The 11773-nt window shown below is 66.5% G+C and carries 12 protein-coding genes; 5 read left to right on the plus strand and 7 right to left on the minus strand.

Annotated features, from left to right (window positions below):
- Positions 1 to 134 precede the first annotated feature (134 nt).
- On the minus strand, positions 135 to 1103 hold the full coding sequence (locus tag FHS31_RS16160) for a zinc transporter ZntB (protein ID WP_167075466.1): 969 nt from the start codon (positions 1101 to 1103) through the stop codon (positions 135 to 137).
- Positions 1091 to 1843 carry a precorrin-2 dehydrogenase/sirohydrochlorin ferrochelatase family protein gene (locus tag FHS31_RS16165; RefSeq protein WP_167075483.1) on the minus strand — a complete coding sequence of 251 codons (753 nt, stop codon included), beginning with the start codon at positions 1841 to 1843 and terminating at the stop codon, positions 1091 to 1093. Before FHS31_RS16165 ends, FHS31_RS16160 begins: the two co-directional genes overlap by 13 nt.
- A 64-nt stretch (positions 1844 to 1907) precedes the next feature.
- Between FHS31_RS16165 and FHS31_RS16170 the strand changes: the two genes are divergently transcribed.
- On the plus strand, positions 1908 to 2207 hold the full coding sequence (locus FHS31_RS16170) for a hypothetical protein (protein WP_167075468.1): 300 nt from the start codon (positions 1908 to 1910) through the stop codon (positions 2205 to 2207).
- A 44-nt stretch (positions 2208 to 2251) separates the two neighbouring features.
- Positions 2252 to 3532: a hypothetical protein gene (locus FHS31_RS16175; protein ID WP_243843524.1), complete on the plus strand. Its 1281-nt coding sequence runs from the start codon at positions 2252 to 2254 to the stop codon at positions 3530 to 3532.
- A 109-nt stretch (positions 3533 to 3641) separates the two neighbouring features.
- On the opposite strand, the gene galU is transcribed toward FHS31_RS16175, so the two are convergent.
- Genes galU through argH form a run of 4 tightly spaced genes read right to left on the minus strand, consistent with a single transcriptional unit; the run spans position 3642 to position 7467 of the window.
- A complete protein-coding gene (gene galU / locus FHS31_RS16180; RefSeq protein WP_167075470.1) occupies positions 3642 to 4508 on the minus strand; it encodes a UTP--glucose-1-phosphate uridylyltransferase GalU in 867 nt (288 codons plus the stop codon).
- Complete coding sequence (lysA, locus tag FHS31_RS16185) at positions 4505 to 5776, minus strand: diaminopimelate decarboxylase (protein WP_167075472.1); 1272 nt, start codon at positions 5774 to 5776, stop codon at positions 4505 to 4507. The genes galU and lysA overlap by 4 nt, the downstream gene beginning before the upstream one ends.
- The gene (locus tag FHS31_RS16190) at positions 5777 to 6100 is read right to left on the minus strand and encodes a hypothetical protein (RefSeq protein WP_341786389.1); all 324 of its coding nucleotides are present in this window, start codon (positions 6098 to 6100) and stop codon (positions 5777 to 5779) included.
- A complete protein-coding gene (gene argH, locus FHS31_RS16195; protein WP_167075489.1) occupies positions 6097 to 7467 on the minus strand; it encodes an argininosuccinate lyase in 1371 nt (456 codons plus the stop codon). Before argH ends, FHS31_RS16190 begins: the two co-directional genes overlap by 4 nt.
- 16 nt (positions 7468 to 7483) lie before the next feature.
- Here argH and FHS31_RS16200 point away from each other — a divergent pair, with 16 nt between their 5' ends.
- A complete protein-coding gene (locus FHS31_RS16200) occupies positions 7484 to 8056 on the plus strand; it encodes a TlpA family protein disulfide reductase (protein WP_167075474.1) in 573 nt (190 codons plus the stop codon).
- A 32-nt stretch (positions 8057 to 8088) separates the two neighbouring features.
- On the opposite strand, the gene FHS31_RS16205 is transcribed toward FHS31_RS16200, so the two are convergent.
- Positions 8089 to 8805: a sterol desaturase family protein gene (locus FHS31_RS16205; RefSeq protein WP_167075476.1), complete on the minus strand. Its 717-nt coding sequence runs from the start codon at positions 8803 to 8805 to the stop codon at positions 8089 to 8091.
- Positions 8806 to 8967: 162 nt separating this feature from the next.
- Here FHS31_RS16205 and crtY point away from each other — a divergent pair, with 162 nt between their 5' ends.
- Positions 8968 to 10119 carry a lycopene beta-cyclase CrtY gene (crtY, locus tag FHS31_RS16210; RefSeq protein WP_167075478.1) on the plus strand — a complete coding sequence of 384 codons (1152 nt, stop codon included), beginning with the start codon at positions 8968 to 8970 and terminating at the stop codon, positions 10117 to 10119.
- Entirely contained in the window at positions 10116 to 11597 is a 1482-nt protein-coding gene (locus tag FHS31_RS16215; protein WP_167075480.1) for a phytoene desaturase family protein, read from the plus strand. Before crtY ends, FHS31_RS16215 begins: the two co-directional genes overlap by 4 nt.
- Positions 11598 to 11773: the final 176 nt, after the last annotated feature.

Below are 11773 nucleotides of genomic sequence, written 5' to 3' on the forward strand. Positions count from 1 at the left end.
CATCGCCACCCGATACGATCGCATCCCACAAAACTATCTCGCCAGCCTCTACCTCGCCGCGCTCTCGTTCTGGTGCTGAATGTCGATTCAGCCTAATATAGGGCTTTTGCCGCCGAATGCCATCGGCGGCTGACCTAGCGCCCGAACCAATGCGCCTTGGCGAACCAGGCGAGGACACCAACACCCAGCGCCGTGCAGAGCGCGCAGACCGCACCGAACGCCCACGGCTCATGCGCAAACGGGATGCCTTCGACGTTCATCCCGAGCAGGCCGGTGAGGAAGGTCAGAGGCAGGAAGACCAAGGCGACGATCGACAGCCACAGGGCGCGGGTTTCGATCAGCTCGGAGCGCAGATCGGTGAGCTGTTCGTGGATCAGCGCCGATCGTTCGCGCACCGCCTCCAGCTCCTCGGCCATGCGCGCGAAGCGATCGGCGGTCTCGCGCAGGTGGAGGCGATCATTATCCTCCAGCCAATCGACCTCCAGCGCGGCCAGCCGCGTCAGCGCCTCGCGCTGGGGGACGACGAAGCGGCGGTAGACAATCGCATCGCTGCGCGCCTCGGCAATCTTGCGGCGCGTCTCATAAGCGTTCTTGGGCTCGAGCGCGGTCTCGCAATCGTCGACCAAATCGCCGAGATCGCTGATCACCGGATCGATGCGCTTGGTGATCACCACCGCCAGCAGCGAGACGAGATCGCCGGGATCCTTGATTTCGCCCGCGCGCATCTTCTCGACCAGGCCATCCAGCCCATCGAGCGGACGGTAGCTGACCGTGATCGCGCGGCCCGCCTCCACCCAGCAGCGGATCGATACGAGCTTGTCTCCCTCGGTGCCCTCCACCGCCAGCCCACGCATGTTGATCAGCGCGCCATCCTCGATCGGCTCGGTGCGGGGCCGCGTTTCGATCGCGGTCAGCGCGTAGATGACGGTCTCGGGCAGATCGCCATGATCGCGCAGCCAGTCGAACGTATCGTCGCTGTGCCCGACAAGATGCACCCAGGCGAAGCGGCCCTGGGTATGTTCGCCGCACGCTTTGGCGGGATCGACGTCATGGCCCTTGCCGTCCGCGCCCAGCGCGATCGCGAAATTGGTCACATCCGCCATTGCAGCTCCACCGAGAGGCCCGGCAGCGGCAACGCAGGCGCCGGGCCGATGATCCGCGCCGCATCGGCGCGCGCGCGATCGAGGAGGACGGCGGGCATGTCCGCCGGGTGATAGATACGGTCAGCAAGGCCGAGCAGCCGCGCGGCGCGCAGCGTGAGTTCGTCGGGATCGGGGGAGGTGATCGCCACCGGCTCCACGCGGTCCCGTGCTCCGGCGAAGGCCGGAGCGTCGGAGGATGCGCCTTGCCTTGTTTGATCCAGGGCTCCGGCCTTCGCCGGAGCACCCAGGAGAGCGCCCAGCATTTCGGCGATCGCCCCACGCCGCTCGGCGGGGTCGGCGTAAGACGCCCGTAATCCGGCAAAGGCCGCAACATGCCTGCCGAGATCGGGAGGCAAGATCGCCTCCAATCTCTGCCGCAGCGCCGCCGCAAGCCCCGCCGAAGCGCCGCCGGTGCCGATCGCGACCAGCACCGGATCGCGATCGACGATCGCGGGCAGGGTGAAATCGCAAAGGTCAGGCCGATCGGCGACGTTGATCATCAGCCCGCGCGCCCTGAGTTCGGCGGCGACCGCATCGGGTTCGGCCAAGGCGACGAAGGCGATCTTCGCGTCCTCTTGTTGTCCCACGATCCGCGCCCCTGCCCGCTCGAGCAATCGGCGCTTGGCCTGCCCCGTCTCACCCTCCCCAATCAGGATGACGGGCTGGCCAGCGATCCGCAGGAAGAGGGGCAGGCTGTGCATCGGTCCCTTGTCGGGCCTAAGCGCGCGCTTGCCAAGCGGCGCGCGGCGCGTCAGGGCATCGGCCATGCGCCGCCTGCTCGCCTTGTTGATGCTCGCCGTACTGGCGCTGAGCGGCGCCGCGCCCGCCTGCGCCCAGCCGACACCGCACCACGGCATCGCCCATCACGCGCCGATGCCCGGGCATGGCGAACGGGATGTGGCCTCGCATGACTGCATCGGCTGCGGTATCGCGCTGCCCGATCCGCCGCGTCTCGATGCGATCGAGATGATGGCGATCGCACTGCCCCCGACGGCGCGCGCGCCAACTCCGCTTATCGGCACACAACCGCAACAGCCACTGCGGCCCCCGCGCCTCCTCGCCTGATGACTTCCGGGCGCGCCCGGACCCTCAGGACCAAGGACCAAACTATGAAGATCGTATTATCCGGCGCGGCGCTGGCCGTTGCCGTGGCTGCGCCCGCGTCGGCGCAGGAAATGTCTATGCCGCCCATGCCCGGGATGGAGATGCCCGCCCCTGCGCATCACGATATGGCAGCGATGGACGGCATGATGGGCGACGGCCGCTCCGCCGCCGCCTCGGGCACCTCGCGCCTGCCCGCCGAGGACAAGATGCAAGGCCTGCACATCATGGCGGGCGACTGGATGCTGATGGCGCACGGCTATGCCTGGGGCGCAGTGACCGATCAGGGCGGACCGCGCGGCGCGAACAAGGCCTATGTCCAATCGATGGCGATGGTGGAAGCGGGCAGGCCGATCGGACCGGGCGTTGATCTCACCCTGCGGACGATGCTGTCGCTCGATCCGCTCATGGGCGAGCGCGGCTATCCCAACCTCTTCGCCACCGGCGAGACGGCGCATGGCGTGCCGCTGGTCGATCGCCAGCATCCGCATGACCTGTTCATGGAATTGTCGGCGCGGATCGATGTGGCGGCAGGGCCGGGCAAGCTCTTCGTCTACGGCGGCCTGCCGGGCGAGCCCGCGCTGGGGCCGAGCGCTTTCATGCATCGCGGATCGGCGCGCTTCCTGGCCGAGGCGCCGATCACACACCATTGGTTCGATTCGACGCACATCACCTTCGGCGTGGTCACGGCGGGCTATGCCACGAAGCTGTGGCAGATCGAGGCCTCGGCGTTCAACGGCCGCGAGCCGGGCGAAAATCGCTGGAACATCGAAACCGGCGCGCTGGATAGCTGGTCGGTACGCGCGACGGTGACGCCCAGCGCGCATTGGGCGGGGCAGGTCAGCTACGGCTATCTCCGCCATCCGGAGAAGGCGCATCCGGGCGAGAATGAGGGGCGGCTGACGGCGAGTGTCAGCTATGCGGGCAGCGGTCTGGATGTCACTGCAGGCTTTTCGCGCAAGGATCGGCTGCCGGGCCGCGCGCTGACGGCGTGGTTCGGCGAGGCGACCTATGTCCTCGCCGGGCCGCACGCGATTTTCGGGCGGATCGAGAACGTCGATAATGACGAATTGTTCGAGACCGATCCAGCCTCGCCGCTGCACGATCGCGCGTTTGGCGTGACCAAGGTCACGGGCGGCTATTCCTACACGCTGCCGCTGGGCAACGCCCTCTCGGTAGCATTGGGGGGGCAGGTCAGCGTCTATTCCAAGCCCAAGGCGCTCGAAGCCGCCTACGGCGATGCGCCGGTGAGCGGAACTTTGTTCGCCAAGCTGATGTTGGGGCGATAGGAAAAACCAAAGCCGTTCGTGTCGAGCGAAGTCGAGACACGTTCATGCGGCGTCCGGGGGCACGTCCCTCGACTTCGCTCGGGACGAACGGTGCAAAACTAAACGGCATTTAGATCGTCTTGAGCCACTCCCGCAGCTGCGCGCCCATGTCAGGCCGCTCCAGCGCGAGCGCGATATTGGCCTGGATGAAGCCGACCTTGTCGCCGCAATCGTAGCGGACGCCAGCGAAGGTCTGGGCGTGGAAGGGCTGCTTGCCGATCAGCTTGGCCATGGCATCGGTCAACTGGATCTCGCCGCCCGCGCCTTTCTCGCCCGCATCGAGGATTTTCAGCACCTCGGGCTGGAGGATGTAGCGGCCGACCACCGCGAGCCTTGAGGGTGCGGTGCCCGCGCGCGGCTTTTCGACCATGCCCTTGATCTCGGTGACCGCGCCTTCAGAAGCGCCGGGATCGACGATGCCGTAGCGGTGGGTATGCGCCTCGGGCACTTCCAGCACCGCGATGACATTGCCGCCCTTGGCATTATAGGTCTCGGTCATCTGCTTGAGGCTCGGCGAGGCGGGGTTCCACAGCAATTCATCGGGCAGCAGTACCGCGAACGGCTCATCGCCGATCAGATAGCGCGCACACCACACCGCGTGGCCGAGCCCCGCCATCTCCTGCTGGCGGACGAACGCCGCCTGACCGGGTGCGAGGCGCGAGCCCGAAAGCGTTTCCAGCAGATCCCACTTGGCTTTGCTGTTGAGATCGGTCTCCACCTCGAACGCACGATCGAAATAATCTTCGATGGCATGCTTCGATCGGCCGGTGACGAAGATCATCTGTTCGATCCCGGCGGCGATCGCCTCATCCACCGCATATTGGATCAAGGGACGATCGACGACCGGCAGCAACTCCTTGGGCACCGATTTGGTCGCGGGCAGGAAGCGCGTGCCGAAACCGGCTACCGGGAAGACGGCCTTGCGAACGGGCTTCATGCTTGCTCCTCGATCCAGGGCGGCAGGCTATCGGCGGCGATCAGGGCTTCGATCGGCTGCCGCTCCCGCACAATCGCCCATTTGTCTTGCGAAACAATAACCTCCGGGGTCAGCCCACGCGAATTATAGGTGCTGGCCATCGTCGCGCCATAAGCGCCGGCGGTCATGAAGGCGACGAGATCGCCCTCCTGCACGCGGTCCATCGGGCGGTCGCGCGCGAAGGTATCGCCGGTCTCGCAGACCGGGCCGACGATCGTCGCGGTAAAGCTTTCGCCATTGGGTTGGACCGCGCGGACATTGTGCCAGGCTTCGTAGAGGCTGGGGCGGAGCAAATCGTTCATCGCCGCATCGACGATCACGAACGGCTGCGTGACGCCCTGCTTCACGCGGATGACGCGGGTCAGCAGGATGCCCGCATTGCCGACGATGACGCGGCCGGGCTCGAAGATCAGGCGGACATCCCAGCCTGCGGTGACCTCGCGCACCATCGCACCATAATCGGCGGGGCTGGGCGGCAGCGGCAGCGCGGGATCATAGGGCACGCCGAGGCCGCCGCCGAGATCGGCGTGGGTGATACTGTGGCCGGCGGCACGGAGCTCGGCGATCAGCGCGCCGATGCGCTGAAACGCGGCGCAGCTGGGGGCGAGATCGGTAAGCTGGCTGCCGATGTGGACGGCGACCCCCTGGATGGTGAGGCCGAGCAGCTTCGCGGCGGCTTCATAGGCCGCGAGAGCCCGATCGATCGGCACGCCGAACTTGTTCTCAGCCTTGCCCGTAGAGATCTTGGCGTGCGTGCCAGCGTCGACATCGGGATTGACGCGGAACGAGACGCGCGCCGTCATCCCCAGGCTTTGCGCGACGGCGGACAGCGTCTCGGCCTCGGGCTCTGACTCAAGATTGAACTGGCCGATCCCGGCTTTCAGGCCGAGCGCCATTTCCCCGGCAGTCTTGCCGACGCCGGAGAAGACGATCTTCTCCGCCGGCACACCTGCCGCCAATGCGCGCCGCAGTTCGCCGCCGGACACAACATCGGCGCCGAGCCCCAACCGCGCCAGCGTCGCCAGCACCGCCTTGTTGGGATTGGCTTTCACCGCAAAGGCGATCCACGGATCGGGCAGATCGCCCAGCCCTTCGCGGAACACGCGGACGTGGCGCTCCAGCGTGGCGGTGGAATAGATATAGGTGGGCGTACCCGCAGCCTCCGCGATCGCGGTCAGCGGTACATCCTCGGCATGCAGCACGCCGTCTTTGAGCTGGAAATGGTCCATTTACTGCGGCGGCAGATCGAATTTGTCGTCGGGGCGGAGCGCGCTGCGGTTGAGCAGTTCGTCGCTGCGGCCCGGGCGCGATTGCGTGGGGACGGTGAGCAGATCCTGAGCGGTCGGCTGGGTGGGCATGGTCGCGGGCTTCTCGGGCAGCGCCCTGCCTGCGGCTGGCTGGAGCTGCTGCACCTTGCCGCAGGCGGCGAGGAGGATCAGCGACCCGATCCCCAACCCCGTTCGTGCTGGGCTTGTCGAAGCACTGTTCTTCTTGAACAAAGTAGGACAGCCCTTCGACAAGCTCAGGGCGAACGGTAAGCGGGGATAGTTCATAGGCCCAAAGCTTCCTTCGCCTCAGCCACCCGCGCGCGCACCTGATCGGGCGCCGTCCCGCCGAAGCTCTTGCGTGCCGCGACCGAGGCATCGACGGTCAGCGCATCGAACACCCGCGCATCGATGCGGCCATCGATCGCCTGCAACGTGCTAAGCGGGATCGCCGACAGCGCCACGCCCTTCTCCTCGGCCAGCTTGACCACGCGCCCAGTGATATGATGCGCCTCGCGGAAGGGAATGTCCGCCTGCCGCACCAGCCAGTCGGCGAGATCGGTGGCGGTGGAGAAGCCAGCCTCCGCCGCCGCGCGCAGGCGATCGGTGCGGAAGGTGGCGGTCTCGATCATCCCGGTCATCGCTGCGATCGAGAGCGCGAGCAGATCATGCGCCTCGAACACCGGCGGCTTATCGTCCTGCATATCCTTCGAATAGGCGAGAGGCAGGCCCTTCATGGTCATTGTCAGCGCCACCATGCAGCCCGCGATCCGCCCCGTATGGCCGCGCACCAGTTCGGCGGCGTCGGGGTTGCGCTTCTGCGGCATGATCGAGCTGCCCGTGGAATAGGCATCGGGCAAGGCGACGAAGCCATAAGGCTGGCTTGCCCAAATGATGAACTCTTCGGCGAGGCGGCTGAGGTGCAGCGCGCATTGCGTCGCGGCCTGGAGATAATCGAGCGCGAAATCGCGATCGGAGACGCTGTCGAGCGAGTTGCGCGTCGGCCCGTCGAAGCCGAGCGCCCTGGCGGTCGCCTCACGATCGATCGGGAAGCCCGTGCCGGCCAGCGCCGCCGCGCCCAGCGGGCAGAGATTGGCGCGCGCCTTGGCATCGGCGAAGCGCGAACGATCGCGGGCGATCATCTCGTGATAGGCCATCAGGTGGTGGCCGAGCGTCACCGGCTGCGCGACCTGAAGGTGCGTGAAACCCGGCATCACGCTCCCCGCATGCTCTTCCGCACGAGTGACGAGCGCGCCCTGGAGCGCTTCGAGCCCCGCCTCGACCGCATCGATCGCATCGCGCACCCAGAGCTTGAAATCGGTCGCTACCTGATCGTTGCGGCTGCGCGCGGTGTGCAGGCGGCCCGCGGCGGGGCCGATCAGCTCGGCCAGCCGCGACTCCGTGGTCATGTGGATATCCTCGCGGTCGAGATCGACCGGAACGCCGCTCGCCGCATACTCCTCGGCGATCCGCGCGAGACCCTGGTCGATCGCCGCCATATCCTCGGCCGAGACGATCCCGGCGGCGCCCAGCATCGCGACATGCGCGCGGCTGCCGGCGATGTCCTGCTTCCACAGGCGCTGGTCGAACGGGATCGAGGCATTGATTTCGCGCATGATCGCGCTAGGCCCGCCCGCGAACCTGCCCCCCCACATTTCGTTGGAGCCCGACATGCGGCGTCTTTATCCTGCTTTCGCTCTGTTGCTCGCCGGTTTTGGCGCGGCTTGCCATAAGCAGACGCCCCCCGCCCCGCAACCCGCAGCGGCCACCGCCGCGCAGCCGATCCTGCAGCCGTCGGGCTTCCAGGTTTCGGTCGACAATAAGGGCAAGTCGGCGCCCGATACCGAGATCAGCGACATCCTGACCGGCCAGAAGATCAAACTGGCCAGCTTCAAGGGCAAGCCTTTGCTGGTGAACCTGTGGGCGACATGGTGCGCGCCCTGCGTCCGCGAACTGCCGACGCTGGACAAATTGGCGAAGGCGCAAGGGGATCGGCTCCGGATCGTCGCGATCAGCGAGGATCTGGAGGGCGCCAAGGTGATCCAGCCTTTCCTGCTCTCAAAAGGGATCGAGCTGCACCCCTATCACGATACCGACAACGGCCTGATGCTCGCCTACAAGGAAGGCGCGCTGCCGGTTTCGATCCTCTACGATGCCGACGGCAAGGAGCTGTGGCGCGCCTCCAGCGATATCGATTGGACCGGACCCAAGGCGAAGGAATTGCTGAGCCACGCGGGGATTTGATCTGATCCCTCTCCCGCGAAAGCGGGAGAGGGCTAGAAGCCGCCCAGCCCCTTGTCCGTGCCGCAGAGGCGATCCCACAGGCGGAAATAGAGGCCGTAGTTGCAGCGATAGTCGCGGTGGTGGCGCTGGTGGTGGGTGGCGGTGATCAGCCATTCGCCCGCGCGGCCATGGACCAGCGCGCGGGGAAAAAGCTCCCAACCCATGTGATTGGTAACGCCCATCAAGGTCATGATCGCCAGCACGATTCCGAGCGCCGCGACATGGATCGGGATCAGGAACACCAGCGCGGGGATAACGATCGCGCCGGTCAGCGCCTCGCTCCAATGGAAGCTCATCGCCGCCCAGGCGGTCGGCGGACGGCTGGCGTGGTGGACGGCGTGGATGCGGCTGAACAAGCGGGGTTCGTGCATCGCACGGTGCGTCCAGTAGAACCAGGCATCGTGGGCGAGCAGATAGAGCAGGATCGAAGCGGGGAGCCACCACAGCGGGTAAGCGTGGGGATCGGTATAGATCCGCGTCCAGCCATGCTGCCGCCAGCCCCAGGCGACGATGCCGGCGGGGAGCCCGTAGATCAGCGCCGAGGCGAGGCTCCAGCCGATCTCGCGCGCGATCTGGCGGCGGTTGGCGTAGAGGCCGGGGTGGCGTTTGGCCGTCCAAAACGCGAAGCCGCCGCTGGTCAGCAGGTAGCGCACCGCGACGATCGCGCTCATCGCGAGAGCGGAAAGGGTGATGGCGAGCGCGGCGAACATGGCGGGGGTATAGGCTTGTGTCGCGAGGCTGGGTAGAAGCGGAACGATGCATCCTTCTATCGTCACCCCGGGCTTGTCCCGGGGTCCACTTATCCTCTCACTCCGGAGCCTGTTGTGGGGTGAACCCCGGGACAAGCCCGGGGTGACGGTGGAGCTTGGGCAGTGAGGCCCGACATCCTCATCATCGGCGGCGGGCTGGCGGCGGGGCTGGCCGCGGTCGCGATCACGCAGCGGCGTCCCGGCACCACGGTGATGATCGTCGAGCGGGGCGAGACGCTGGGCGGCAACCATATCTGGTCCTTCTTCCAGAGCGACATCGCCGCCGAGGATTGGAGCCTCGTCGCGCCGTTCGTATCGCATCGCTGGGAGGGCAGCGAGGTTGCCTTTCCGGGCCTGCGCCGTGCGCTGACCGGGGCCTATTGCTCGATCGAATCGGAGCGGTTCGATGCGGTGCTGCGGACGATGCTGCCGCCAGAGGCGATCCGTACCGGCGCCACCGTCACCGCGCTCGACCGCGGCGGGGCGATGCTGGCCGACGGCAGCCGGATCGAAGCGGAGGCGGTGATCGAGGCGCGGGGCCTGCGCGATATCTCGGCGCTCGATTGCGGCTGGCAGAAGTTCGCGGGGCGGCTGCTCCGGCTCGCGCATCCGCATGGGCTCGATCGGCCGATGATCATGGACGCCACTGTCGATCAGAGCGACGGCTATCGCTTCGTCTACGTGCTGCCCTTCTCGCCGACCTCGGTGTTCGTCGAGGATACTTATTACACGACCGGGCCTGAGTTCGATGAAGCGGTGCTGGAGGCGCGCATCCTCGATTACGCCCGCACGCGCGGCTGGCAGGTCGAAGGCATTTCGCGCCGGGAAGCGGCGGCGCTGCCGATCGTCACGGGCGGCAATTTTGAGCTGATGTGGCGCACCGGCGCGCAGGGGATCGGCAAGATCGGCATGGCGGCGGCGCTGTTCCATCCGGTCACCGGCTATTCGCTGCCCGATGCGGTGCGCACCGCCGCGCTGATCGCGGGGCTCAAGAGCCTTCATGCCGAACCCCTGCAGGATGCGCTTCGAAAGCATGCCGAGGCGCGGTGGACCGAGCGGCGCTACTATCGCTTGCTCTCCAAGCTGTTGTTCGAGGCAGCAGCGCCCCCGGATCGCTGGCGGATGCTGGCCCGCTTCTACTCGCTCAAGCCCGCGCTGATCGCGCGGCTCTATTCCGCCCAATCGACAAAGCTGGATAAGGCGCGCATCCTGTGCGGCAAGCCTCCGGTGCCAATCGGCAAGGCGATCAAAGTCATTTCCGGGGGCGTATCGTGACCAAGCGTGCAGCAGTAATCGGCGCCGGTTTCGGCGGGCTCGCCCTCGCGATCCGGCTACAATCGGCGGGCGTGGCGACCACGCTGATCGAAGCGCGCGACAAGCCCGGCGGCCGCGCCTATTTCTGGGAGCGCGATGGCTTCACCTTCGATGCCGGGCCCACCGTCATCACCGATCCGGACTGCCTGCAGGAATTGTGGGGCCTTTCCGGCCAGTCGATCAACCGCGATGTAACGTTGTTGCCGGTCAGCCCCTTCTATCGGCTCAACTGGCCCGATGGCGTCAACTTCGATTATTCGAACGACGAGCCGCATCTTCGCGCCGAGATCGCCAAGCTCAATCCGGACGATGTCGCGGGCTATGCCAGATTCCTCGATTATGCCGCGGGGGTTTACGAAGAAGGCTACGTCAAGCTCGGGACCAAGGCCTTCCTCGATTTCGGGAGCATGATCAAAGCCGCGCCGGCGCTGGCCAAATATCAGGCCTGGCGATCGGTCTACTCGGTGGTGTCCTCCTATGTGAAGGACGAGCATCTGCGGCAGGCCTTGTCGTTCCACACCTTGCTGGTCGGCGGCAATCCGATGAACACCAGCGCGATCTATGCGCTGATCCACAAGCTCGAAAAGGCAGGCGGCGTCTGGTTCGCCAAGGGCGGCACCAACCGGCTGATCGCAGGCATGGTCGCCCTGTTCGAGCGGCTGGGCGGTACAGTAAGGCTGGGCGATGCGGTGGCCGAGATCGAGACGCGCGGCGATCATGTCACCGGCGTGCGCACGGCGAGCGGCTGGCAGGAGGATTTCGACGCGGTCGCGTCCAATGCCGATGTCGTCCATTCCTATCGCGATCTGCTGAGCACATCGGGCCGTGGACGGCGCGCGGGCAAGGCGGTGCAGAAGAAGCGTTTCTCACCCTCGCTGTTCGTCGTCCATTTCGGGATCAAGGGGACGTGGCACGGCATCCCGCACCATATGATCCTGTTCGGGCCGCGCTACGGCGGACTGCTCAAGGACATCTACAATCACGGCGTGCTGCCCGCCGATTTCTCGCTGTATCTGCACCACCCGAGCGTCACCGATCCGAGCATGGCGCCCGAGGGCTGCTCGACCTTCTACGCGCTGGCGCCGGTGCCGCATCTCGGCAAGGCGCCGCTCGATTGGGACGCGATCCAGGAAAGCTATGCCGACCGCATCCTGGACGAGATCGAGCGGCGGCTGATCCCGGGCCTGCGCGAGCGGATCGTGACGCGCTTCCATTATACGCCGCTCGATTTCCAGAACGATCTCCATGCGCATCTCGGCTCCGCGTTCAGCCTGGAGCCGATCCTCACCCAATCCGCCTGGTTCCGCACCCACAACCGGGACGACGCCATCCCCAACCTCTATTTCGTCGGCGCGGGCACGCATCCCGGCGCGGGCATCCCCGGCGTGGTCGGCAGCGCCAAGGCGACAGCGACACTGATGCTGGAGGATCTGCGGTGAAGGACGTCTTCAAGCCCCTCCCCTTCAGGGGAGGGGTTGGGGTGGGGAACGCCCGAGACTGTTGCGCATCCCGTTCCCGACTCGCCCCCCCCCCCCCCCCCCCCCCCCCAGGGGGGGGGGGGGGTATTAAGAACCATCCCACCAAGTGCGGGACCCCCCCCCCCCCCCACCCCGGG

The organism is Sphingomonas vulcanisoli (assembly GCF_011761305.1).
In the GTDB taxonomy this organism is placed as follows: Bacteria; Pseudomonadota; Alphaproteobacteria; order Sphingomonadales; family Sphingomonadaceae; genus Sphingomonas_I; species Sphingomonas_I vulcanisoli.